Source organism: Collimonas sp. GW821-FHT07E08 (genome assembly GCF_059418905.1).
In genome coordinates this window covers 463,516-487,687 of record NZ_JBWKQR010000001.1, presented here as the reverse complement: position 1 = coordinate 487,687, position 24,172 = coordinate 463,516, and the positions used below count along the sequence as shown (strand labels likewise).

Below are 24,172 nucleotides of genomic sequence, written 5' to 3'. Positions count from 1 at the left end.
TTACTTTAGCAATCGACGTTTTGCTACAGTACATCTCCATTATATGCATGTGCAAAGACAGTGCAGGGAGTTTTATTGCATTGCAGTACAAACAAGCATGGCAATAACCCGCATGGACTCGCAATCCATGCGGGAAACCGCATCAGCCCATGTGCAGGCCGCCGTTCAGCGAGAAGTCGGAACCGGTGGCGTAGCCGCCTTCTTCCGACACGATCCAGGAGATGATGGAAGCGATTTCTTCCGGTTCCCCCAGGCGCTTTACCGGGATCCCGGCAACGATTTTTTCCAGCACGTCCGGGCGGATCGAACGCACCATGTCGGTGCCGACATAACCCGGCGACACGGTATTGACGGTAACGCCCTTGGTCGCCACTTCCTGCGCCAGCGCCATGGTAAATCCATGGATGCCGGCTTTTGCGGTCGAGTAGTTGGTCTGGCCGAACTGGCCCTTCTGGCCGTTGACCGATGAAATATTGACAATCCGTCCCCAGCCGCGGTCCGCCATGCCGTCGATGACCTGCTTGGTAACGTTGAACAGCGAATTCAGGTTGGTGTCGATGACCGCGTCCCAGTCTGCCTTGGACATCTTGCGGAACTGGCCGTCGCGGGTAATGCCGGCGTTATTGATGAGGATATCGACTTCGCCGACTTCCGCCTTGACCTTGTCGAACGCTGCCTTGGTCGATTCCCAGTTGGAGACGTTGCCTTCCGAAGCATGGATATCGAAACCCTTGGCGCGCATGTCGGCCAGCCATTTATCCTTGCGCGTGGAATTCGGCCCGCAGCCGGCTACCACGGTAAAACCATCTGTGCAAAGACGAGTACAAATTGGGGTACCGATGCCGCCCATTCCCCCTGTCACATAAACGATTCGCTTTGCCATCTCTTGTCTCCTTCAAAAAAACGATTCAAAAAATCCATCTGCTTCGTGACTACAACTTCCCCTACAGTCTTCTCGCTGTGTTTTATTCTGCCCTGACTTTGACATACCGGCCCGGCGCAGGTTCGATGACGCTGTACTGAGTATTTCCCAATTTGCGCGGCGCGGCCACTTGTTTTCCTGCATGTTCGGATAAAAATCCGGTCCATTCAGTCCACCAGCTGCCAGGATGCTCAACTGCCGCCGCCATCCAGGTTTCGGCATCCACGGCGCCTGCCTTGCCGGCTGCGTTGCCGGTCCAATAACTTCGCTTCTTCTTTGCCGGCGGATTGATCACGCCGGCGATGTGGCCGGAAGCGCCGAGCACGAAGCGGTTCTGTTTCGGTTTCCCAGGATTGAGCAGGGAAACCGAGGCATAGGCCGAGGTCCAGGGCACGATATGATCGTCGCGCGAGGCATAGATGAAAGCCGGCGCATCGATCTTGCCGAGGTCGATCTTTTGCCCGCCTACCGTCAGCGCGCCGGCCTCCTTCAGCGCATTGTCCAGGTACATGTGGCGGAGGTAGTAGCAAAACATCGGGCCCGGCAAATTGGTGCTGTCGGCGTTCCAGTACAGCAGATCGAAAGGCGTCGGCTGCTCGCCTTTCAGGTAGTTCGATTCGACATAATTCCACAGCAGGTCGTTGGGACGCAAGCTGGAAAACGCAGAACCGAATTCACGTCCAGGCATCAGGCCGCCCTGGCCGATGGCCTGTTCCCGCATGCGGATCTGCAGGTCGTCGATGTATACGTCGAGGATGCCGGTATCGCTGAAATCCAGGAAAGCAGTGAGCAAGGTCAGGCTGGCGACCGGATTGTTTTTTTCCGCCGCCAGCTTTGCCAGGGCGGTCGACAGGATCGTGCCGCCGACGCAGAAACCGAGCGTGTTGATCTGGTCCTGGCCGCTTATCTCCTGCACCGCCTGGATCGCACGGATTGCGCCATCGACGATATATTGGTCCCAGGTGACGTGCGCCATCGATTCATCGGCGTTGCGCCAGGAAACCAGGAACACGCTGTGCCCCTGTTCCACCGCATAGCGCACCAGCGAGTTCTGCGGCTGCAGGTCGAGGATATAGAATTTGTTGATGCAAGGCGGCACGATCAGCAGTGGCCGCTGGTACACCTTGGCGGTCAGCGGCGTGTACTGGATCAGCTGGAACAGGTCGTTTTCAAATACCACCGCGCCTTCGGTGGTGGCCACATCCTTGCCGACCTCGAAGGCCGATTCGTCGGTCTGCGACACCCGGCCCTTGTGCATGTCCGCGATCATCTGGGCAATGCCCTTGGTCAGGCTTTCACCATTGGTTTCGACAATTTTCTGCTGCGCCGCCGGATTGGTCGCGAGAAAATTGGAAGGCGCCATGGCGTCGATCATCTGCTGCACGGTAAAGCTGATCTTGCGCTTGAGCTTGGGCGGCGCGTCCAGCGCTTCGACCATCGCGTTCAGGAAGTGGGCATTCAGCAGGTAGGCTGCTGCATTGAACGCATGCAGCGGATTGTCATGCCAGGCCGCGGCGCTGAAACGGCGGTCGGCGATGGCCGGTATGCGCGCTGCCAGCATGTCCTTCCACAGCGCGGACAGCTGCTCCGTGTATTCCGCCTGCAGCTTTTCCAGCACCGCCGGATCGAGCGAAATGCCGAGCTCGCCGAAACCCGCCGCGCCGTTCTGGTTTTGCGCGGCTGGATTGAAGCCGAGGAACATGCCGGGGTCGGCTATATGGCCGAGCTGCTGGAGGAACTGGGGATTGAAGGCTTGACTGAATTGCTGCGAGAGTTGCGACAATGCGGCAGGATCGAAGACGGAAAAATTAGGCGTATTCATGCGGTGACCGTTGTTTTGGCTTATTTTCGTGTATCTTTTATCGGATTGACTCTAGAGCAGGAACCAAAATGCATATCGTCGCCATCGCATGGATTTACGTTGTCTTCATGATGGCAATTACAGAGGCTACTCCAGTTGCCGGCGTGATGACTTTTTTACTGTACGGTGTTTTTCCTTTGACAATTGTTTTATACCTGATGGGCACGCCGAAACGCAAGAGAAATCGTCAGCGCACTGAAAATTCTGACAGGCTGGCGGCACAGCAAAAAGCTGCCGCCGCCGCAACCGCCGAGACACCTGCTTCGCAAGAAAAACCGGAATCAGCCAAACCATAAGCGGCGCCGGTCATTTCAGCCAGATCAGCGAAGCCATGCGGCCGGTCACATGGTCGCGGCGGTAGGAATAAAAACTCCGGTCGCTGACCGTGCACAATCCGCCGCCGTAAACATTCTGCACATCTGCCGAGCGCAGCGCAAGCCGCGCCAGCTGATAAATGTCGGCCAGGTATTTGCCCGGCCGCTGCGCGATCGGCGCAAAGCAGGCTTCGGCCTGCTGCCTTGCCTGGCCAGCCGGCGCCGCGTCGGCGAATGCCGCCAGCACATCGGCGCCGACCTCGAAACGTTCGGGACCGATGGCGGCGCCCAGCCAGGCGGCAATCGGCCCGGCGCCGGCGGCGCGCATGCGCGCCACGGTATTTTGCAGCACCCCGCCCTGCAGTCCGCGCCAGCCGGCATGCGCGGCGCCGACCACGGCGCCGTCCATATCGGCAAACAAGACCGGCAGGCAATCGGCGGTCTGTATTGTGCACACTACGCCGGCCCGGGTGGCAATGGCGGCATCCGCTTCGACGCCGGCGACGGCAGCGCCGGCGTCGACCACATGATGGCCGTGGACTTGCGCCAGCCACAGCGGCGACGCCGGCAGCAAGACATCCAGTTGCGCACGGTTCGATTCGACCGCGGGCGGCAGGTCGCCGACATGGCTGCCGAGATTGAGGCCGCCGCCGCCGCTGCCGTCGTCATACGGCCCCTGGCTGGCGCCGCCGCTGCGCAAGGTGGCAAAAGCGCCGATATTCGGCGGCAGCCCGGGCCAGTCCGGAATGATCAATTGCATGCGCCGAAGGCTCCTTCTTTCCGTTTAACTCACAAAACCGCGATCGTCATTCCGGCACGCTCATGCCGGCGCGCACCAGCAGCGCCGCGAAATCCTCCGGCAGCGGCGCATGCCATTCGCAAGCCTTGCCCGTGCTCGGATGGATCAGGCCCAGGCGCGACGCCTGCAGGGCCTGGCGCGGGAAAGCCGGCATCAGGTGTTGTTTGCCGTACAAGGCGTCGCCCACCAGCGAAAACCCGAGCGACTGCATGTGGACGCGGATCTGGTGGGTACGCCCGGTTTCCAGGCGGCAACCCATGAGGCTGACCGGACGCCTGTCCAGCAAACCGGTCGCCAGCCGCTGGTAGTGAGTGATGGCGGGCTTGGCGATCAGGCTGTCGGATACCGCCATCTTGATGCGGTCGCGCGGATGGCGCGCCATGGGGCTGTCCACGGTCCCGTTCAGCTGCGGCGTGCCCCACACCAGCGCCAGGTACTGGCGCTTGACGGTACGGGCCTGCAGCTGGCGCACCAGGTCGGTCTGCGCTTCCAGCGTCTTGGCGACCACCATCAGGCCGCTGGTATCCTTGTCCAGGCGATGCACGATGCCGGCGCGCGGCACTCCTGCCAACGCCGGCCAGCGGAACAGCAGGCCGTTGAGCAAGGTTCCGGACCAGTTGCCGGCGGCGGGATGCACCACCAGTCCGGCCGGCTTGTTGATGACAATAATTGCCGCATCTTCGTAAACCACATCCAGCGCCATGTCTTCCGGCGTGAACGCCTTTTCGTCGGGCGCCGGCTGCGGCAGCACCACCACGGTTTCATCGCCGTAGGTGGTCATCTTGGTGGTGCCCGGCTTGCCGTCGACGGTAACGTGCCCGGCTTCTATCCACTGCTGGATGCGGCTGCGCGAATATTGCGGCACCAGGGTTGAAACCACTTTATCCAGGCGCGTGCCGCAGACATCCGGAGTCAATTGCAGTACTATCGGCGCGCTGGCAGTAGCCGCGTCGCCATCGTCGACGCCGTCGTCGACATAGTCGATATCGGCCTCTAAATCAGCGTCAGGCAGACTTTCAGCCAAATTTGGCTTGGTAAATGACATCACTTGAAGTCCCATCAGCTATAATCAATCGTTGTTAATACACGTAAACACGCGCAATCTTGCAAACCACTATGCAAAAAAGACTCTTAAAACTAGCTGCTGTCGCATTCGCTCTATCCTTATCTGCGTGTGGCTTATTGCCAGACAAAGTCGATGAAACCGCAAACTGGTCCGCTCCCCGATTATACTCGGAGGCCAAGGATGAAATGAACAGCGGCGGCTACGATAAGGCAATTAAGTACTTTGAAAAGCTGGAATCGCGTTATCCGTTCGGCACCTACGCGCAACAGGCGCAGATGGATATCGCCTATGCCCACTACCGGCAAGGCGAGCAGCCTGAGGCGCTGGCGGCGATTGACCGCTTCATCAAGCTGCATCCGAACCATCCTAACGTAGACTATATGTACTACCTGCGCGGCCTGGTCAACTTCAACGACAAGATCAGCATTTTCGACTTCCTGTCGAGCGAAGACGCCACCGAGCGCGATCCGAAAGCGGCGCGCGATGCATTCGACGCCTTCAAGCAAGTGGTAGTCCGCTTCCCGGAGAGCACCTACGCTCCCGATTCGCTGGCGCGCATGAAATACCTGGTGAATGCGCTGGCGCAGTACGACGTCCACGTCGCCAGCTACTACTACCGCCGCGGCGCGTATGTAGCGGCTGCCGACCGTGCGCAAAGCGCCATCCAGCAATATCGCGATGCGCCGGCGGTGGAAGAAGCGCTGCATATCATGGTGCAGTCTTACGAAGCCCTGGGCCTGACGCAATTGCATGACGACGCTGAGCGCGTGCTGAAGAAAACCTACCCGAACAGCAAGTATGTCGGAGGCACCGGCACCGACAGCACCAAGGTGGTCAAAGCGCCTTGGTGGAAATTCTGGTAACAGCCAGGCTCGCACTAAATAAAAATGCCCCGTTCTTCCAAACGGGGCATTTTATTTTGAGGCGGCGCTTGTCGCCACGCGCTGGCCAGTAGTCTTTCTTGCCTGAACGGCTTGGCCTGTCAAAGGCCGGAAGCGGGCCGTGACCTACCGGCCAGCAGATTATTGGGACGCGCTTTCACCCCATGGATCTGGAACAGATGCTGCTGGAACTGCTGCGTAGCGTACTCCCAGGAATATTCCAGCGCATGTTCTCGCACCTCGCGCCGGTCCAGCGCCAGGGCCCGCAGGCAAGCCGAGGTCAAGTCCTCGTCCAGTATCCCGGAGCGCCCGTGCGCCACCACATCGAGCGGACCGGCGACCGGATAAGCGGCGACCGGCACCCCGCATGCCATCGCTTCGACCATGACCAGCCCGAAGGTGTCGGTATGGCTGGGAAACACCATCACGTCGGCGCAGTTGTAATACGAGGTGAGCTCATGGTGCGGCTTGGCGCCCAGGAACTGCACATCCGGATAACGCTGCTGCAGCTCTTCGCGCAGCGGGCCGTCGCCGATCACCCATTTGCTGCCCGGCAGGTCAACCTGCAGGAACGACTCGATATTCTTTTCCACCGCCACCCTGCCGACGTACAGGTACAACGGGCGGGCGATGCAAGCGTGGTCCTCGTCGACCGGCTTGAAACGCTCGGTATCCACCCCTCGGCCCCACAACACCAGATGGCGGAAGCCGCGCTGTTCCAGCTCCTTGAGCACATGCGGCGTCGGCACCATCACCGCTTTCGAAGGCCCGTGAAACCAGCGCAGCCAGCGGTAGGTCAGCGCCTTGGGCAGGATCGAACGCGCGCTCAGGTACTCGGGGAAACGGGTATGGTAGGCGGTCGTAAAGCCTATTCCCTGGCGCAGGCAGAAACGCCTGGCGGCCAGGCCCATCGGCCCTTCGGTCGAAATATGGATGCAGTCGGGCCCAAACGCTTTCAGGCTGGCCGCGATCCTGGCGTAAGGCTTGTGCGCCAGGCGGATTTCCGGATAGGTGGGACAGGCGAAAGTCGGGAAATCGTCGGGACTGAGCAGCAGCACTTCGTGGCCGTTATGGCGCAGGCACGCGCTGGTGGCGCGCAAAGTATTGACTACCCCGTTGATCTGCGATTGCCCGGCGTCCGTTACGATGGCAATTCGCATAGTTCTTTAACCTTCTTGCCGGACACCGGATTCTTTTGCTGCATGATTTCCTGCCAGGTCACCAGGCGCAATTCGCCGCTGGCTTCTTCCACCAGCGCCGACAGGCTTTCCACCCAGTCGCCGTCGTTGCAATACTTGATGCCGTTGATGTCGCGGATTTCCGGCTTGTGGATATGGCCGCAAATGACGCCGTCCAGGCCCTTCTTCTGCGCTTCCGCCGCCAATGCATCTTCAAATGAAGAAATGTAGTTCACGGCGTTTTTCACCTTCAGCTTCAGGTATTGCGAGAGCGACCAGTAAGGCAGGCCGGCGCGTGCGCGCCAGCCGTTGAACCATTGGTTGAATTTCAGGATCACGGTGTACAGGCTGTCGCCCACGTACGCCAGCCATTTGGCGCAGGCGATCACGCCGTCGAAACGGTCGCCGTGCAGCACCAGCATGCGTTTTCCCTGTGCGGTGGTATGCACCAATTCATCGCGAATCCGGATGCCGCCGAAGTCCAGATCGATGAATTGGCGCACAGCCTCGTCATGGTTGCCGGGCACAAAAATCACCTCGGTTCCCTTGCGCGCTTTTTTCAGCACCGTTTGCACTACGTTGTTGTGGACCTGGTCCCAGTACCAGCGGCGCTTCAGCTGCCAGCCGTCGATGATGTCGCCGACCAGGTACAGGGTGTCCGACTCGGTCGCGCGCAAAAATTCCAGCAGGCGAGCGGCCTGGCAGCCGGTGGTTCCCAGGTGGACATCGGAAATCCAGATGGTGCGAAAGCGGATCGGATCTCGCTTGGCGCCGGTGCCGGCGCTAACGCCGGCGCCGGAATTGGCGCCAAACAACGCAGCTTCCAGAAACTGTTCGCCTGGTTTCATGTCGCCCTCGTTTCTTTAAGATAGTGGCGCGCATAGCGCTGGTCCAGCTTGGACAAGGGCAGCAGCAGGAAAAAATCGGCAGAGTGGAAATCCGGATCCCAGGCGGGGTCGCCGCAGACCCAGGCGCCGCTGCGCAGATAGCCTTTCAGCAGCGGCGGCATCTGTGCTACATGGCCGGCTTCGCGCTCATGGACCGGAAACGGCACATGCGGCGTGACCCGGTATTCGGCCGGAGCGAAATTGCCCGGCTCCAGGCTGTGGTACAAGGCAGCGGCGTTGTGCCCGCCGTCGGCCAGGCTGACGCTGGCGCAGCCCATCAGGTAGTCGCAGCGTTCGCGCCGCATGAAGGCCGCCAGGCCGGCCCACAGCAGCATGATGACGCTGCCGCTGCGGTATTCGGGATCGATGCAGGCGCGCCCGGCTTCGGCAATGCTGCTGCGCAGGTTGTCGAGGCGGCCGAGGTCGAATTCCTGTTCCGAGTAATAACGCCCCATGCTTCTTGCCGCATGCGGGCTCATGACGCGATAGGTGCCAACTACGCGCAAGGTGTTGGTGTCGCGCACGATCAGATGATCGCAGTAAGAATCGAATTCATCGCTGTCCAGGCCATCTGCATTGGCCAGCGCGGACAAGCCCATCGTCTCGATAAAAACCTTGTAGCGCAGACGCTGCACCTCGCGTACTTCTTCCGGCGTACTGGCAAGACTAACCGTCAACTTGGAAACACTCGTACTTGCTTCGCCAGGATTCGTTAGTAGTTGCATTCATCGTCCTTTCTGATTGTGACGATGACAAGCCTAACCACGGATTACTTCAAGAAAATGACAGGTTTATTTCGGTTTTATGACATAGCAACAGTGTCGAAAATGCAATCAAAACGATCTGGGTGCGGCTGTTTTTCGATAGGCCGCGCATATGCCGCCCATAGGAAAACGGGGTCCGGACTTGCACGCCGGCTTTCGCCATCGCACAAATCCGGACCCCGTTCAGCGCACTGCGCGGTACAGCCGGGCTGTCTTATTTTTCCTTCTTCGGACGGCCCGCCTTCACCGGCGGCAGGCTGGCCACGGCCAGTTTCAGGTTGGCCAGGCCCAGTTCGCGGATCAAGGCAACGCCGACCCGCAGCAGCTCGCTCTTCTTCACTTCCAGGCCGGCTTTCAAGAATGTTTTCTTGACGTCGCCCAGCACCTGGTACTCATCGGCCGGCATGGTGAAACTGTCGCGCACCAGCTTGGCTTTCTTTACCTTGCCTTTCAAATCCGGCAGCGACTTGATGCTTGGCGCTGGTTTGGCTGCAATCGGCTTGGTAGCCAGCGAGGGCTTAGGCAAAGGCTTTGCGGCTGCCTTCACTGCTGGCTTGGCAGCGGTTTTTGCCGCCGGCTTGGCAGCTGGACGCGCAACAGGCTTGGCCTTGGCAACGGCTTTTGGCGCTGCAACCGGCTTTTTGACGACACGTTTCACAATTTTACTGGTAACCATTCAACTCTCCAAAATTAAATCGTATAAATAATATATACAATTATTCCATCGTCGGCAAGAACAGCTTCAACAAACACAACAAATTCATCAAGCCGTCACAATTTACAACCAGAATCGCGACTCCTCCTCCGCCATATTTCGACTTTCCGATGAACTTAAACTTGAAACGCTTTTTGTGCAAGTATCTGGCCGGCCTTGCGCTGTGCCTGCCGCTGCTGGCGAATGCGGCGGCCGACGCCATCGTGGTCGGCCAGGCCATCGACCTGTCCGGCCCCAATGCCGACCTCGGGCGCGATTACGTGGCGGGCATCAAGACCTATTTCGACGTGCTCAACGCCAAAGGCGGGATCAACGGCCGCCGCATCCAGTACCTGGTGCGCGACGACCGCGGCCAGGCCGACCAGGCGGTGAAAGCGGTCGCCGAGCTGATCACCCAGGCCCACGCCTCTTACCTGTTCGGCGGCGTCGGCGACGATGTCACCCGGGCCGTGCTGGACTCCGCCGAATTCAAGCGCAGCGGCCTGACGCTGTACGCGCCGCTGGCCGGCGCCGATTACCGGAAAGACGCCAAAGTCCTGTTCTGGCGGCCCAGCTACCAGCAGGAAATCCGCCATATATTTTCCCATTTCGACAAGCTCGGCATCAAGGACGTCGGCGTGGTGTACCAGGAATCGGCCGCCACCGCCGACGCTTACCGGCGCCTGGCCGACCAGATGAAGGAAAGCGGCATCAGGCTTAGCGGCACGGTCCACCTCGGCAACGATCTCGCCAGGATGCGCAGCGAAACGGCGCAGCTGGCCAGCGCCAAGCCGGGGTTCGTGATCATGATCGCCGATACCGTGAATGCGGGAGTATTCCTGAAGGAATTCCGCAAGCTGGCGCCGCAAACCTTCGTCGCCGGCTCGTCCCTCACCAACCTGACCACGCTGCGCCAGCTGGCAGGCGGCAAGGCGGTGGAGTGGACGGTGTTCTCGCAAGTCGTCCCGAACCCCAACATCGGCAGCTCGTCGATACAGCTGGAACATTTGAACATGATGCGGAAGTATCGCGACGAGCCGGTGTCGGCATTGACGCTGGAGGGATTTACCGCGGCAAAATCATGGCTGCGCCTGCTGCCGGCCGGCAAACGCGCCGCCGGCCAGGGCGAATACGCCATTCCCGGCGGCGGTTTCGACATTGGCGGCTACATGGTGGGCGACGTCGCCGACAGCAACCACCTCTCCAGCTATGTCGACATGGCGCTGTTCAACAAGTCCAGCGGACTGACTTACTGAAGCAGCCCAGCCGCACTTCAGCGGCAAATAGGACAAATCAGGGAACAAATCAAAAAAAACCGGCGCGGCTTGATGCCGCGCCGGCTGCTGCAGGCAATCAGGTCCTGCGGATGGCAAAATCGACGCCGATCTCGCGCCACCAATCCTGCTCCTTGGTCATCCAGTAAGTCGCGGTGGGATGGTCTTCAATCCAGTCGCGCTTGATGTCGAGTTCGATCTTGCTCTTCATCTTCAGGCGCAATTCGTCGAGGTCGATCTCGATCCGCGAGTGCAGGAACATCACCGCCAGGCGCAAAGCCAGCACCGCCTTGGAAAAATCCGGATCCAGCAGCGCATCGCTGATCTTGCGCAGGTTGCCCTTCTGGCCAAGGATCAGCATGCTCATGGCGCGCTGTTCGCGGGTCGTGAAACCGGACAGGTCGGCGTTCTCGATCAGGTAGGCGGCATGCTTGTGATAACCGCTCTGCGACACCACCAGCCCGACTTCATGCAGCAAGGCGCTCCAGTGCAGGTACTGGCTGAGGCCGTCGCTGCTGGGCTTGAGCATGTCGAACAGCGAGGTTGCGGTTTCGGCGACCCGGCTGGCGCGCAGCTGGTCTACATGGAAACGCTGGGAAAAATCGTGCACCGACTGGTCGCGCCGGTCCAGCCGCGTGCCGCGCAACTGCAGGTCCCACATCACGCCCATGCGCAGGCCGGCTTCGATCGGCTGGATCACTTCGATGCCGAGTTCCTGCATCAGGCCGATCAGCACCGCCAGGCCGCCGACCATGACCGCGGCGCGCTCCGGCTTCATGCCCAGCAGGTCGATCCGGCTGACGTGGCCGAACTCGACGAAACGCGCGCGCAGGGCTTCCAGGCTGGTGTACGACAGGCGATGGTCGCCCAGGGCGTTTTTTTCGATAGTCTCGGCAATCGCCCGGATCGTGCCGGAAGAGCCATACGCATGGCTCCAGTTTTGCGGCCGGTACGGCGGCGCGGCGTCTTCGAAATGACTGCGGGCGGACAGCACGGCCGCGTCGTAAGCCTCGGCCGTGATCTGGCCGTCGGCGAAAAACGCCAGGCTCTGGTTGACCGTGCCGATGCCGAACGATTCGACCCGTTCGATCTGCTGGCCGCGCCCCAGGATCAGCTCGGTAGAGCCGCCGCCGATATCCAGCACCAGCCTTTTTTCATTCGGCAGGCGCAGCATGCTGGCGACGCCCATATAGATCAGCCGGCCTTCCTCTTCGCCCGAAATGATTTCAATCGGATAGCCGATGACCTGTTCGGCGATTGGCAGGAATTCCGCCGCATTCTTGGCCACGCGCAAGGTGTTGGTAGCCACCACCCGCACCGCTTCCAGCTGGTAGTCGGCCAGGATGCTGCGGAAGCGCGACAGCGAATCCAGCGCAACCTGCATCGCCTGTTCGGTCAGGTAACCTTTGGCGTCAAGGCCGGCAGCCAGTCGGATCGGGTCGCGCGCACTCTTGATGACACGGATCGCATCACCATTGTATTTGCCTATATGCAAACGGAAACTGTTCGACCCCAAATCCACTGCTGCAAACATTGCTTACCTTTATCCAAACGAGCGTTCGAGAAAAACCGGCCTGGCCGGCCGGGATTAGACACTGCGACGAACTGCGACAATAGAGCCGGATTATTACATGCTGATGACAAACCGTCAGGGCAGCTTAGCCGATCGCAACCGATCTCGGCAAGCCGAAACGACAGCGCGACGGTGTTGCGGCAGACCACATCCTCTCACAAGCGCGGACAGTTAGCTGCCGACCGTCTCGCCGCTCCAGAATGCCTGCACCGCGCTCAGTTCGCGGGTCCGCTTGAACGGCGGCAGGCTCTGCCAGATGCGGCGGCCGTAGCCCTTGGAAATCAGGCGCGGATCGCAGATCATCAGGACGCCGCGGTCGGTTTCGTCGCGGATCAGGCGGCCGGCGCCCTGCTTCAGGTTAATGATGGCTGCCGGCAACTGGTGATGCATGAAACCGTTCATGCCCTTCGATTCCAGCGCGTCTATGCGCGCCGCCAGCACCGGATCGTCCGGCGGCGAGAACGGCAGCTTGTCGATGATCACCAGCGACAGCGCCTCGCCGCGCACGTCGACGCCCTCCCAGAAGCTCTGGCTGCCGATCAGCACGGCGTTGCCGGCGGCGCGGAAACGGTCCAGCAGCTCGGTGCGCCCGGCCTCGCCCTGCACCATCAAGGGGAAATCCAGGTGGCGCGCTTCGAATTCGGCCCGCAGCCGCTCGGCCGCGCGGTTCACCGCGCGTATTGTGGTGCACAGCAGGAATGCGCGGCCGCCGGAGGCTTCGATCACCGGCAGCGCAGCGTCGATGACGGCGTCGGTATAGTCCGGCGAATTGGGCTGCGGCAGGTTCTGCGGCACGTATAGCAAACCTTGCTCGCCATAGTCGAAGGGACTGGGCCAGGACTGCGCCGGCTCGTCCCACAGGCCCATTTGCGAGGCGTAGTGCTGGAAATCGTTCTTCACTGCTAGCGTGGCCGAAGTGAAGATCCAGGAACGCGCCACGCCCTCACGCTGCTTGTTGAAAATCGGCGCTATCGACAAGGGCGTCTGGTGCAGCTGCAGGGAAGAAGAAAAGGCTTCCACCCACAGCACGCTGCCTTCGTCGTCCTCTGCGTCGGCGGCCTTGGCTTTCTTCGGCGGCTTGCCGCCAGCCGCAGCAGGCGCGCTGTTCCAGCCGTCCAGCTTGTAGCCCAGCTCGACCGCGCGGGTGCGGCACTGCTCGATGGTTTCGGCCCGCTCCGCCTGCTTTTCCAGGACGGCGATCATGCCGTGCAGCTGTGCCCGCATGGTTTCCAGCGCCGGGAAGAATATGCTCGAGGCAGCAATCTGGTTGACCGCCAGCCGCACCACGTCCTGCGGAAAAGCCAGGCGCAGGTCGCGCGCGGCCTTTTCCACCGGCAGCACCACCTGCCCCCAGTCGGCGCCGTCGCGCGCATGCGACAAGCCTTCCGCCAGCACGTCGCGGCACAGCTCCAGGATCTGCGAGGTAGAGACGGTATTGCCGAAAAATAAAGTGGCGACCTCAGGCAACTGGTGCGCTTCATCGAAGATGATGGTGTTGGCCGAAGGCAGCAGCTCGGCGACGCCGGTATCCTTCAAGGCGACGTCGGCAAAGAACAGGTGGTGGTTGACCACCACCACGTCAGCCTGCTGCGCTTCCTTGCGCGCCTTCATCACGAAGCAGTCCTGGTAATACTGGCACTCGGCGCCCATGCAGGTATCGCGGGTCGAAGTCACCAGGTTCCAGATCGGCGCGGTTTCCGGCACATTGGACAACTCCGCCTTGTCGCCGGACGAAGTGGTTTTCATGAAACGGGAAATTTCGCGCAGGTAGCCGACATCCTCGCGCGACGTCATGCGGCCGTTCTGCAGCGTGCGCTCCAGGTGGAAATGGCAGACGTAGTTGGCGCGCCCTTTCAGCAGCGCCACCGAGACCGGCGCGCTGAGCGCCCTGCGCACGGTCGGGATGTCGCGCAAGAACAGCTGGTCCTGCAGGTTCTTGGTGCCGGTCGAGACAATCACCTTGCCGCCCCACAGCAAGGCCGGCACCAGGTAGGCGAAGGTCTTGCCGGTGCCGGTGCCGGCTTCGGCAATCAGCGTGCGCTGCTGGGCGATGGCGTCGGCGATGGCTTTCGCCATTTCGGTCTGCGCCTGGCGCGGCCGGAAGCCGCCGACCGCCTGCCCAAGCGGGCCGGTACTGGCGAACAGGCGATCGATGTCGGCGTCGTGCGTGCCGGCTGGCGCAGCGGCGGCTACAGCGGCGACGCTTTCGGCGGCAATGGGGGATGTATCTTCGGTCAAGGTAACTTACTTAAAGCTGAGGCTGGACGGTTATCCTACCAGCCACGGGGTGGGCTATCAGGCAGGGATGTCGGGAATTAATTGCATTCTTAACAGCGTGATCTGGTCTTTCAGTTGCAATTTGCGCTTTTTCAGGCGGCGCAACTGCAATTCTTCGTGCAAGACCTGATTTGTCATGGTATGAATGGCCGCATCCAGGTCGCGATGTTCGACTTCAAGTTCTATAATGCGGCGCAGGATTTCTTCTCGATCGATCATGGTCATATTCTAGCGTTGGAAAATGTTAACATATGGAAACACGTTGAAAATCATTCCTGCGTATAATATTTCCCATCAACTTCATACTGTATTACTGTGAATGAATGGCGATTTGACGCCGGATCCAGAATTACCTAGAACAGGATGCAGTTTAATCTACCCAGACGAATGAGCCAATACAAGATCGAAGCCGGCACCGGCCAACACATCGGTGACCGCCAGGAACAACAGGACCGGACCGCATTATTCACTGCCCCAAAAGCACCGGGTTACATGATGGCAGTACTCGCCGACGGCATGGGCGGCCGCAGCGGCGGCGCACTGGCTGCCGAGCAGGTGATCTGCACCGCCAAGCAGATCTTCGAAGGTTTCTCGCCGCTGATCGACAATGTCGAGACCATGCTGCAGAACATCGCGCTGGAGACCCACACCGTCATCAAGCTGAGCGGCTTTTCCAACGACAAGGATCCGCATACCACCATGGTGATCCTGGTGCTGTCGCCGGATGGCACGGCTACCTGGGGCCATGTCGGCGATTCACGCCTGTACCGCTTCGAGGGGCCCAATTTCGCAGAACACACCATCGACCATTCCTACGTCGAGAAGCTGGTGAGCGAAGGCAAGCTATCGCGCAGCGAGGCGAAATCGCACAACCTCTCCAACATCCTGCTCAACGCGCTGGGGTCGAGCACCGATACGCCCACGGTCAGCATCAGCCGCTACACCGGCCTCAAGGCTGGCGATGCCTTCCTGCTGTGCTCGGATGGACTTTGGCACTACTTTACGGAAGATGAACTGGGTGCGGCCATCGCCATGAACAAGCCGCGCGATGCGGCTGAAATGCTGATCACCAAGACTCGCAAGCGCGCCGAAGGCCATGCTGCCGACAATTGCACTTTTGCGATCGTCAAACTGGTGGCGCTGCCCAAGGAAGCGCAGAACTACACCGTCAAGAAGATGCGCCGCGCGGTGTAAGCCGCACGGCTGGCCCGGGTTACGGAGCGGAAGCCGGCGGCGGCGTTGCTGCTGCCGGCGCCGCTGGCGCGGCGGCAGCCTTCTTGGCCGCCAGGTCCTTGGCCTTGGCGGCCTTGTTGTCGGCAACTTCCTTCTGGCGTGCTGCCGAATCCTTTGCCTTTTTCTCGAAAGCGGCGACATTCGCAGCCCGCTCCGATGCCTTCGCGGCCTCATCCTGCCGCGCTTTTTGCAGTTTGGCGTTATGCTCGGCCACCCGCTTGTCGGCCTCGCCCATGTGCTTGCGGGTATTGGCGGCGACTTCCTTGTCCTTTGCCGCGCCCTGCTTGACCTTTTCCGCGTTGCTCACTTCTTTCGCCTGCTGATCCTGGGCTTTCTGCGCTGCTTCGGCCGGCTGCCCGGCATCGTGCACTTCCAGCGCCTTGTCGCGCTCGTCGGCCCGGTCCTTGCGCAAGAAAGCGTTGGCGGTGATGTCGATCGGACGGATGGTCTTCATCGCCAGGCGCCGCTGTTCCTTGGCGATGTCGAGGCAGTGGTTGACGAAGAATTTCTGATAGCAGGCCCGGCGCTGTTCCAGGTCGCGCGCCTCGACTTCAGCCTTGGCGTCGGCGACATCGGCCAGCGCCCGGTTCGCGGTTTCCACCGAAGTCAGCGTTTCCAGCGGGTAGCGCGCACTCAGCTCGGCGGCCGGCTGGTCTACCGGCTTGAGTTCGATGTCGGCGGCCAGGACGGCAGGGCCGGCGCACAGCGCCAGCAGCAGTGCAGCCATGCCCAGCAAGAGCGGGCGCTGGCGACGCTCGGGCGCCAGCGGCGATGACAAAGGGGCCAGGATCAAAGGGGCAAATTCCACGTAAACCTATCCATTTCTATACGTTATTTTCTTTACAGCCTTACTTATACAACTTATACGATAGAGTCGGCCTCGGAACGCCGCTCGCTATCCATGTACTCGCGCGACTGCATCTCCATGATACGCGACACGGTGCGGTGGAACTCGTTGGCCAGCATGCCTTGCGTGTACAGCTGGTCCGGCTCTACCGCGGCCGACATGATCAACTTGATCTTGTGATCATAGAACACATCGATCAGCCAGGTAAACCGGCGCGCCTCGGACGACATCGCCGCCGACATTTGCGGAATACCGGACAATATCACCGTATGGAAGCGGCTGGCAATTTCGAGGTAATCGTTTTGCGAACGCGGGCCGCCGCACAAGGTGCTGAAATCGAACCAGATGACGCCGCCGGCCCGGCGCAGGGCCTTGATTTTGCGCGCTTCGATATCGACTATCGGATCTTCGTCGGCAGTCTCGGCAACGCCGGCAAACGCATGGCGCAAGGCGCGGTCGGTATCGGCGTTGAGCGGCGAATGGTAGCTCTCGACCTGCTCCAGGGCGCGCTTGCGGTAATCGATGCCGGCATCGATATTCATCACGTCCAGGTTGTCTTGCAGCAGCTTGATGGTGGGCAGCATGCGATCCCGGTGCAAGCCGTCGGGATACAGCGTGCTCGGCTCGTAGTTCGAGGTCATCACGAACGACACGCCGTTGTCGAACAAGGCTTTCAGCAGGTTATAGAGAATCATGGCGTCGGCGATGTCGGACACGTGGAATTCGTCAAAACAGATCAGCCGGTATTTCCTGGCGACCCGTTTCGCCACTTCATCGAGCGGATCGGCGACGCCCTTGAGCTCGTCCAGCTGGCGGTGCACGGCGCGCATGAATTCATGGAAATGCAGGCGCGTCTTGCGCACCACCGGCACCACCGAATAAAAGCTGTCCATCAGAAACGACTTGCCGCGCCCCACCCCGCCCCACATGTACACGCCGCGCGGCACATCCGGCCGCAGGATCAGGCGCTTGAAGGAATTGGAACGCTGCGCCTTGTACTCGACCCATTCATCGTAAGCCTGCTGCAGGCGATCGACCGCGCGCCGTTGCGCATCGTCCGCCTGGAAACCTCGTTGCGTCAGTGCCTGTTCATAAAACTCTAAGACGTTCATTGTGTTTTCAATTCTTGATGAAAAGCCAAAACCGGTTTGCCGGCTTCACGGATTGGCAAAAAACCAACCGTGTTGTTTGATTAAGCCGCTAAAAATAAAAATGGGCGAGCTTTCGCTCACCCACATCAAACCGGCAGTACATCCAGCAACTATGACCGCCCCATCTCTACCAGTACCCGGCTAGGGTAGGCTTTTTCCTTGCCGCCGAAACTGAGCGGCAGGTTTGCCCCCAGGCCAAGGCCGACCGCACCTATGCCGCCGCTGCCTCCGGTGGCGCCGATGCCGATGCTCGGCGAATTCAGCCCGGGCGGCGCGCGGTACACCACTTCAGACGTACGGTAGCCGGGCTTGTTGCAGACCACATGCAGGTCGCCGTCGGCTTCGACAATCAGGACATTGCCAGGTGTGACCACATTCCAGCGGCTGCTGTCGGTTTTCACCACGCAGCGCGCGCCAGCCAGCTGCTGGCTGTCGGAGATGGCCTCGATCTGCACGCGGCCGTTATCCGACGCTGTAGTCGCGCAGCCGGACAATGCAAGGCCTAACGACAATATCAACGGTGATAACGAATCGCGCATATGCTTCTCCCTTAGAAATTCAGGGACCGTTTGTCGACCGCCAGCGCCGCTTCCTTGGTCGCTTCCGACAAGGACGGGTGCGCGTGGCAGATACGGGCGATGTCTTCCGCAGATGCGCGGAATTCCATCGCCACCACGGCTTCTGAAATCAATTCCGATGCCATTGGACCAACAATGTGGACACCCAGGATTTCGTCAGTCTTGGCGTCCGCCAGGAACTTGACCATGCCCGAGGTATCACCCAAGGCGCGCGCCCGGCCATTGGCCAGGAACGGGAAAGTACCCGCCTTGTATGCTACTCCATCTGCCTTCAGTTGTTGTTCTGTCTTGCCGACCCATGCAATTTCCGGCGAAGTGTAGATCACCCAAGGAATGGTATTGAAGTTCACATGGCCGTGCTGTCCGGCAATACGCTCGGCAACCGCCACGCCTTCTTCCTCGGCCTTGTGCGCCAGCATCGGGCCGCGCACCACGTCGCCCACCGCCCAGACGTTCGGCAGGTTGGTCTTGCAATCGCCGTCGACGGCGATGAAACCGCGCTCGTCCAGCTGCAGGCCAACGCCTTCGCCGTTCAGGCCGATGGTGTTGGGGATACGGCCGATCGATACGATCAGCTTGTCGTACACTGCTTTTTGCGCTGCGCCGGCGGCGTCGACATATTCCACCGTGACATCGTTCTTGCCAGCCGTGATGGCGCCGATCTTGACGCCCAGGCTGACTTTCAAGCCTTGCTTGGTGAACAGCTTGGCGGCTTCCTTGGCGATCTGCTCGTCGACCGCGCCGAGGAAAGTCGGCAATGCTTCCAGCACGCTGACATCCGAGCCGAGACGACGCCAGACGCTCCCCATTTCGAGGCCGATTACACCAGCGCCGATAACACCCAGTTTAGCCGGAACCGCGTCAATTGCCAGTGCGCCGGTATTGGACAGGATCAGTTTTTCGTCAAACGGCGTGCCCGGCAAGGCGCGGGGATTGGAGCCGGTAGCCAGGATGATGTGCTTGGCAGTGATGGTTTCTTCGGCAGCGCCGGCGACCTTGATTTCGTAAGCGCTGGCATCGCCCTTGACGAACGAGCCGCGGCCATGGAAAAAGGTGACCTTGTTCTTCTTGAACAGGTACAGGATGCCTTCGTTGTTCTGCTTGACGACGCTATCCTTGCGCGCCAGCATCTGCCCCAGGTTCAGTCCCAGGCCCTTGACTTCGATACCGTGGTCGGCGAACGCATGGCCGGCGTGTTCGTAGTGCTCGGACGATTGCAGCAACGCCTTGGATGGGATGCAGCCTACGTTGGTGCAGGTGCCGCCCGGCGCAGGGCCGTTCTTGGCGTTTTTCCATTCATCGATACAGGCAGTATTGAAGCCCAGCTGCGCGGCGCGGATTGCTGCGATATAGCCGCCGGGACCGCCACCGATCACAACGACATCAAATTGTTTGCTCATTTCCATCCTTCGAATTATTGCCTTGCCAACTCATGCCCGTATGCCGTCAACTCAGGCAGCCGGCTTGCGGCTCGGGTAAAAATCACAGTGGCAAGGCGCTCATCATTTACCAAGCCACCTAAACGATGCGCCCTGCTCCACTTTCCCCTCGGGAAACAAGAGTCAGGGCGCTCTCGCCTGGCGAGACTTGACGCTTACAGGTCCAGCAACAGGCGGGCCGGATCTTCCAGCGCTTCCTTCATCGCAACCAGGGCCAGCACGGCTTCACGACCATCGATGATACGGTGATCATAAGACATTGCCAGGTAGTTCATCGGACGGATCACGATCTGGCCGTTTTCAACCACCGCGCGGTCCTTGGTCGCATGCACGCCCAGGATTGCCGATTGCGGCGGGTTGATGATCGGCGTCGACAGCATCGAACCGAACGTGCCGCCGTTCGAGATCGAGAAAGTGCCGCCGGTCAGATCGTCCAGCGTCAGCTTGCCGTCCTTGGCCTTGGCGCCGAATTCGCCGATTTTCTTTTCGATGTCGGCGATCGACATCTGGTCGGCGTCACGCAATACCGGCACTACCAGGCCGCGCGGCGAACCGACTGCGATGCCGATATCGAAATAGCCGTGGTAGACGATGTCGTTGCCGTCCACCGATGCATTGACGATCGGGTATTTCTTCAGCGCCGCAACCGCAGCCTTGACGAAGAACGACATGAAACCCAGCTTGACGCCGTGTTCCTTTTCGAACTTGTCCTTGTACTTGGTGCGCAGGTCCATGACCGGCTGCATGTTGACTTCATTGAATGTCGTCAGGATGGCGTTGGTCGATTGCGACTGCACCAGGCGCTCGGCGATACGTGCGCGCAGGCGGCTCATCGGCACGCGCTCTTCCGGACGGTCGTCCAGGCTGGCCTTGGTTGGCGCTGCGACTTGCTGCAGGGCCGGCTTGGCTGGAGCGGCTGCCAGCGGTGCTGGCGCTGCCGGCTTGTTGGCGATGGCGCCCAGGGCGTCGCCCTTGGTGACACGGCCGTCTTTGCCGCTGCCGTCGACTTGCGCCGCCGACAGGTTGTTTTCGGCCAGCAGTTTGGCTGCCGCAGGCATGGCGATGCCGGCTGCCGATTTCGATTGCAGTTCAGGCGCGGCCACTGGCGTCGGCGCGTTGCCGCTCTGCGGCACAGGCACGGCCGCCACTTCCATCGGGCTGACCTTGGCCGAAGCGTCGGTGTCGATCACGGCGATGACTTCATCCGCAACCACGGTGCTGCCGTCGCCCTTGATCAGCTGGACGATCACGCCGTCGGCTGGCGCCGGCAGTTCCAGTACAACCTTGTCGGTCTCGATATCGATCAGGTTTTCGTCGCGCTTGACAGCGTCGCCGATTTTTTTATGCCATGTCAACAAAGTCGCTTCAGCAACCGATTCCGACAGCTGCGGAACTTTTACTTCTAGAAGAGCCATTTAATTCTCCGATATTGGGGTGTGCGTCGGGCACGCCATGCATGGCGTGCCCAGTCATCAATTATTTTGTAAGAACAAAGCCTTTGAGCTTGGAAAATGCTGTGTCCAGCAACGCTTTTTGCTGCGCATAGTGCTTGTCGTAATAACCGACCGCTGGCGATGCGCTGGCTGGACGGCCTGCATAGGCGAGTTTCTGGCCTTCGTCCAGGTTTTCAAAAATATTGTGCTGGATCTGCAGCCATGCGCCTTGGTTCTGCGGCTCGTCCTGGGTCCATACCAGCTCGTTGAAGTTCGGGAACTGCTTCAACTCGGCGGCAAACGCCTTGTGCGGGAACGGATACAGCTGTTCCAGGCGGATGATTGCGACGTCGGTCTGGCCGCGTTCCTTGCGTGCGTTGACCAGGTCGTAATACACCTTGCCGGAACAGGCGATGACGCGCTTGACCTTTTTAGGATCGATCTTGTCGTCGACTTCGCCGATCACGGTCTGGAAGCTGCCCTTGGTGAAGTCGGACAACGGCGAACCGGCATCCTTGTTACGCAGCAGCGACTTCGGCGTCATGATCACCAGCGGCTTGCGGAACAGGCGGATCATCTGGCGGCGCAGCAGATGGAAAATCTGCGCGGCGGTAGTCGGCTGCACCACTTGCATGTTGTTGTCAGCGCACAGCTGCAGGTAACGTTCCAGGCGTGCCGACGAGTGTTCCGGACCCTGGCCTTCGTAACCGTGCGGCAGCATCATGACCAGGCCGGAAGCGCGGCCCCACTTCACTTCACCGGAGCTGATGAACTGGTCGATCACGACCTGGGCGCCGTTGGCGAAGTCGCCGAATTGCGCTTCCCAGATCGTCAGCGTGTTTGGCTCCGCGGTGGAATAACCGTATTCGAAACCGAGCACCGCTTCTTCCGACAGGACCGAGTCGATCACCTTGAACGGCGCCTGCTGGTCGGAGATGTTTTGCAGCGGAATGTAGCTGCCGGCATCCCAGCGTTCGCGGTTCTGGTCATGCAGCACGGCGTGGCGGTGGACGAACGTGCCGCGGCCGGCGTCCTGGCCGGTCAGGCGGATCGCATAACCCGACGACACCAGCGATGCGTAGGCCAGGTGCTCGCCCATGCCCCAGTCGAGGTTGAGTTCGCCGCGGCCCATGGCAGCGCGGTCGTTCAGTACTTTTTCGACCAGCGCGTGGACCTTGAAGTTTTCCGGTACGGTAGTGATGCGTGCGGCCAGGCGCTTCAGTTCGGTCACCGGCACCGAAGTGTCGGCGGCGTCGGTCCACTTGCGGTTCAGGAACGGCAGCCAGTCGACCGCGTATTTGCTCTTGAAGTTGGTGATGACCGGATCGATGGTGTGCTTGCCGGCGTCCATCGCATCGCGGAATGCCTTGACCATGGCGTCGCCATCGTCGGCGCCGATCGTGCCTTGCGCCACCAGCTTGTCCGCATACAGCTTGCGGGTGCCTGGATGCTGGCCGATCTTCTTGTACATCAGCGGCTGGGTCAGCGCCGGCGTATCTTGCTCGTTGTGGCCCAGTTTGCGGAAGCAGATGATATCGACCACGATATCTTTCTTGAACTCGATACGGTAGTCGAGCGCGATCTGGGTCGCGTACACCACCGCTTCAGGATCGTCGCCGTTGACGTGCAGCACCGGCGCTTCGATCATCTTGACCACGTCCGAGCAATACAGCGTGGAACGGGAATCGCGCGGATCGGAAGTGGTGAAGCCGATCTGGTTGTTGATCACGATATGCACCGTGCCGCCTGTGCCGTAGCCGCGTGTCTGCGCCAGGTTCAGCGTTTCCATCACGACGCCCTGGCCGGCAAATGCGGCGTCGCCGTGCACCAGGATCGGCAGCACTTGCGAACCGTCGGCATCGCCGCGGCGTTCCATGCGGGCCTTGACCGAACCTTCAACCACCGGGTTGACGATTTCCAGGTGCGACGGGTTGAACGCCAGCGACAGGTGCACCGGGCCGCCTGGGCTGGTGATGTCGGACGAGAAACCTTGGTGATACTTGACGTCGCCGGCCGGCAGGTCGTCGGCGTGCTTGCCTTCGAATTCGGCGAACAGTTCCTGCGGCATCTTGCCCAGGGTGTTGACCAGCACGTTCAGGCGGCCGCGGTGGGCCATGCCGATCACGATTTCCTGGATGCCCTTTTCGCCGGCGCGCTGGATGGTTTCATCCAGCGACACGATGAAGCTTTCGCCGCCTTCCAGCGAGAAACGCTTCTGGCCGACATAGCGGGTGTGCAGGTAGCGCTCCAGGCCTTCGGCCGCGGTCAGGCGGTCGAGGATGTGCTTTTTCTTCTCGGCGGTGAATACCGGCGCCGAGCGGGTCGACTCCAGGCGCTCTTGCATCCAGCGCTTTTCAGTCGGATCGCTGATGTACATGTATTCGGTACCGATCGAACGGCAGTACGTGTCGCGCAGCGAATTGAGCAGGTCGCGCAGCGTAGCGGTTTCGGTGCCGAAGTAGGTGTTGCTGATGTTGAACACGATGTCCATGTCGGCATCGGTGAAACCGTAGAAACTCGGTTCCAGTTCAGGCAGTACGGAGCGTTCCTGGCGTTGCAGCGGATCCAGGTTGGCCCAGCGAGAGCCGAGGTAGCGGTAGGCGGCAATCAATTGCGTTGCAGCAACGCGTTTGCGACCCATTTCGGCGTCGGCCGAAGCGGAGATGGTGCGGATGGGACCGTGTTTGGCGCGCTCGGCAAACGAGGCGATGACGGAAGCGTGGCCTACGTCAGGTTTGTCGGTGCCGTCGACGGCTGGCACGTGCTGCATGGCGTCGAAATAAGCACGCCAGTTGTCGGCTACTGAACCGGGATTGTCGAGGTATGACTCGTACAGCTCTTCAATGTACGGTGCATTACCTCCGAAGAGATAAGAATTAGAGCGGTATTGTTGCATCATCTTGCTCACCTTTCTTCGCGTTTCGCGAGATTAGCGGGTTAACATAACCTTCCGCGACACGGCCTGACCGGTTAGCGGATTGCACATCAAGTTGTGGGGAAG

21 protein-coding genes are annotated in these 24,172 nt (G+C 60.3%); 4 read left to right on the top strand and 17 right to left on the bottom strand.

What is annotated here, in order from left to right; all coding sequences use genetic code 11:
• Nucleotides 1-142 precede the first annotated feature (142 nt).
• The gene (locus tag AC07RZ_RS02150) at nucleotides 143-883 is read right to left on the bottom strand and encodes a 3-ketoacyl-ACP reductase (RefSeq protein ID WP_092392166.1); all 741 of its coding nucleotides are present in this window, start codon (nucleotides 881-883) and stop codon (nucleotides 143-145) included.
• Nucleotides 884-965: 82 nt separating this feature from the next.
• Nucleotides 966-2,744, bottom strand: a complete 1,779-nt coding sequence (gene phaC / locus AC07RZ_RS02145; RefSeq protein ID WP_494666716.1) for a class I poly(R)-hydroxyalkanoic acid synthase — start codon at nucleotides 2,742-2,744, stop codon at nucleotides 966-968.
• A gap of 68 nt (nucleotides 2,745-2,812) precedes the next feature.
• Here phaC and AC07RZ_RS02140 point away from each other — a divergent pair, with 68 nt between their 5' ends.
• Nucleotides 2,813-3,079 (top strand): hypothetical protein, encoded by a 267-nt coding sequence (locus tag AC07RZ_RS02140; protein ID WP_494666715.1) that lies wholly within the window; start codon nucleotides 2,813-2,815, stop codon nucleotides 3,077-3,079.
• 10 nt (nucleotides 3,080-3,089) lie between these two features.
• Here AC07RZ_RS02140 and pgeF read toward each other — a convergent pair whose 3' ends face one another.
• Nucleotides 3,090-3,857 (bottom strand): peptidoglycan editing factor PgeF, encoded by a 768-nt coding sequence (gene pgeF / locus AC07RZ_RS02135; RefSeq protein WP_494666714.1) that lies wholly within the window; start codon nucleotides 3,855-3,857, stop codon nucleotides 3,090-3,092.
• Between the two features lie 46 nt (nucleotides 3,858-3,903).
• Nucleotides 3,904-4,956 (bottom strand): RluA family pseudouridine synthase, encoded by a 1,053-nt coding sequence (locus AC07RZ_RS02130; protein ID WP_144736174.1) that lies wholly within the window; start codon nucleotides 4,954-4,956, stop codon nucleotides 3,904-3,906.
• 56 nt (nucleotides 4,957-5,012) lie between these two features.
• On the opposite strand from AC07RZ_RS02130, the gene AC07RZ_RS02125 reads away from it, so the two are divergent.
• Nucleotides 5,013-5,825, top strand: a complete 813-nt coding sequence (locus AC07RZ_RS02125; RefSeq protein WP_092392156.1) for an outer membrane protein assembly factor BamD — start codon at nucleotides 5,013-5,015, stop codon at nucleotides 5,823-5,825.
• Nucleotides 5,826-5,944: 119 nt separating this feature from the next.
• Here the strand turns inward: AC07RZ_RS02125 and AC07RZ_RS02120 are convergent, their stop codons facing one another.
• The 4 genes from AC07RZ_RS02120 to AC07RZ_RS02105 all read right to left on the bottom strand — a co-directional run bounded on the left by AC07RZ_RS02120 (nucleotide 5,945) and on the right by AC07RZ_RS02105 (nucleotide 9,348).
• A complete protein-coding gene (locus AC07RZ_RS02120; RefSeq protein ID WP_494666713.1) occupies nucleotides 5,945-7,003 on the bottom strand; it encodes a glycosyltransferase family 4 protein in 1,059 nt (352 codons plus the stop codon).
• Nucleotides 6,985-7,869, bottom strand: a complete 885-nt coding sequence (locus AC07RZ_RS02115) for a UDP-2,3-diacylglucosamine diphosphatase (protein ID WP_494666712.1) — start codon at nucleotides 7,867-7,869, stop codon at nucleotides 6,985-6,987. The genes AC07RZ_RS02120 and AC07RZ_RS02115 overlap by 19 nt, the downstream gene beginning before the upstream one ends.
• The gene (locus AC07RZ_RS02110) at nucleotides 7,866-8,633 is read right to left on the bottom strand and encodes a GNAT family N-acetyltransferase (RefSeq protein WP_092392150.1); all 768 of its coding nucleotides are present in this window, start codon (nucleotides 8,631-8,633) and stop codon (nucleotides 7,866-7,868) included. The genes AC07RZ_RS02115 and AC07RZ_RS02110 overlap by 4 nt, the downstream gene beginning before the upstream one ends.
• 253 nt (nucleotides 8,634-8,886) lie before the next feature.
• Complete coding sequence (locus AC07RZ_RS02105) at nucleotides 8,887-9,348, bottom strand: hypothetical protein (protein WP_494666711.1); 462 nt, start codon at nucleotides 9,346-9,348, stop codon at nucleotides 8,887-8,889.
• Between the two features lie 161 nt (nucleotides 9,349-9,509).
• On the opposite strand from AC07RZ_RS02105, the gene AC07RZ_RS02100 reads away from it, so the two are divergent.
• Nucleotides 9,510-10,622, top strand: coding sequence for an ABC transporter substrate-binding protein (locus tag AC07RZ_RS02100; RefSeq protein ID WP_494666710.1), 1,113 nt, complete (start codon nucleotides 9,510-9,512; stop codon nucleotides 10,620-10,622).
• A 97-nt stretch (nucleotides 10,623-10,719) separates the two neighbouring features.
• Here AC07RZ_RS02100 and AC07RZ_RS02095 read toward each other — a convergent pair whose 3' ends face one another.
• The 3 genes from AC07RZ_RS02095 to AC07RZ_RS02085 form a co-directional block, all read right to left on the bottom strand.
• Nucleotides 10,720-12,174, bottom strand: a complete 1,455-nt coding sequence (locus AC07RZ_RS02095) for a Ppx/GppA phosphatase family protein (protein WP_144736164.1) — start codon at nucleotides 12,172-12,174, stop codon at nucleotides 10,720-10,722.
• 210 nt (nucleotides 12,175-12,384) lie between these two features.
• A complete protein-coding gene (yoaA, locus tag AC07RZ_RS02090; protein ID WP_494666709.1) occupies nucleotides 12,385-14,451 on the bottom strand; it encodes a DNA repair helicase YoaA in 2,067 nt (688 codons plus the stop codon).
• Between the two features lie 57 nt (nucleotides 14,452-14,508).
• Complete coding sequence (locus tag AC07RZ_RS02085) at nucleotides 14,509-14,715, bottom strand: YdcH family protein (protein WP_170850937.1); 207 nt, start codon at nucleotides 14,713-14,715, stop codon at nucleotides 14,509-14,511.
• A 162-nt stretch (nucleotides 14,716-14,877) separates the two neighbouring features.
• On the opposite strand from AC07RZ_RS02085, the gene AC07RZ_RS02080 reads away from it, so the two are divergent.
• Complete coding sequence (locus AC07RZ_RS02080) at nucleotides 14,878-15,684, top strand: PP2C family protein-serine/threonine phosphatase (protein ID WP_092392140.1); 807 nt, start codon at nucleotides 14,878-14,880, stop codon at nucleotides 15,682-15,684.
• Nucleotides 15,685-15,703: 19 nt separating this feature from the next.
• Here the strand turns inward: AC07RZ_RS02080 and AC07RZ_RS02075 are convergent, their stop codons facing one another.
• From AC07RZ_RS02075 to AC07RZ_RS02050, 6 genes are all read right to left on the bottom strand, one after another.
• Complete coding sequence (locus AC07RZ_RS02075) at nucleotides 15,704-16,531, bottom strand: hypothetical protein (protein ID WP_494666708.1); 828 nt, start codon at nucleotides 16,529-16,531, stop codon at nucleotides 15,704-15,706.
• 53 nt (nucleotides 16,532-16,584) lie between these two features.
• On the bottom strand, nucleotides 16,585-17,682 hold the full coding sequence (gene zapE, locus AC07RZ_RS02070) for a cell division protein ZapE (protein WP_494666707.1): 1,098 nt from the start codon (nucleotides 17,680-17,682) through the stop codon (nucleotides 16,585-16,587).
• 149 nt (nucleotides 17,683-17,831) lie between these two features.
• Nucleotides 17,832-18,260 (bottom strand): hypothetical protein, encoded by a 429-nt coding sequence (locus tag AC07RZ_RS02065; RefSeq protein ID WP_144736158.1) that lies wholly within the window; start codon nucleotides 18,258-18,260, stop codon nucleotides 17,832-17,834.
• Nucleotides 18,261-18,271: 11 nt separating this feature from the next.
• Complete coding sequence (lpdA, locus tag AC07RZ_RS02060; protein ID WP_494666706.1) at nucleotides 18,272-19,699, bottom strand: dihydrolipoyl dehydrogenase; 1,428 nt, start codon at nucleotides 19,697-19,699, stop codon at nucleotides 18,272-18,274.
• 194 nt (nucleotides 19,700-19,893) lie between these two features.
• Nucleotides 19,894-21,153, bottom strand: coding sequence for a 2-oxoglutarate dehydrogenase complex dihydrolipoyllysine-residue succinyltransferase (gene odhB, locus AC07RZ_RS02055; protein ID WP_494666705.1), 1,260 nt, complete (start codon nucleotides 21,151-21,153; stop codon nucleotides 19,894-19,896).
• A 61-nt stretch (nucleotides 21,154-21,214) separates the two neighbouring features.
• Nucleotides 21,215-24,070: a 2-oxoglutarate dehydrogenase E1 component gene (locus AC07RZ_RS02050; RefSeq protein WP_092392131.1), complete on the bottom strand. Its 2,856-nt coding sequence runs from the start codon at nucleotides 24,068-24,070 to the stop codon at nucleotides 21,215-21,217.
• Nucleotides 24,071-24,172: the final 102 nt, after the last annotated feature.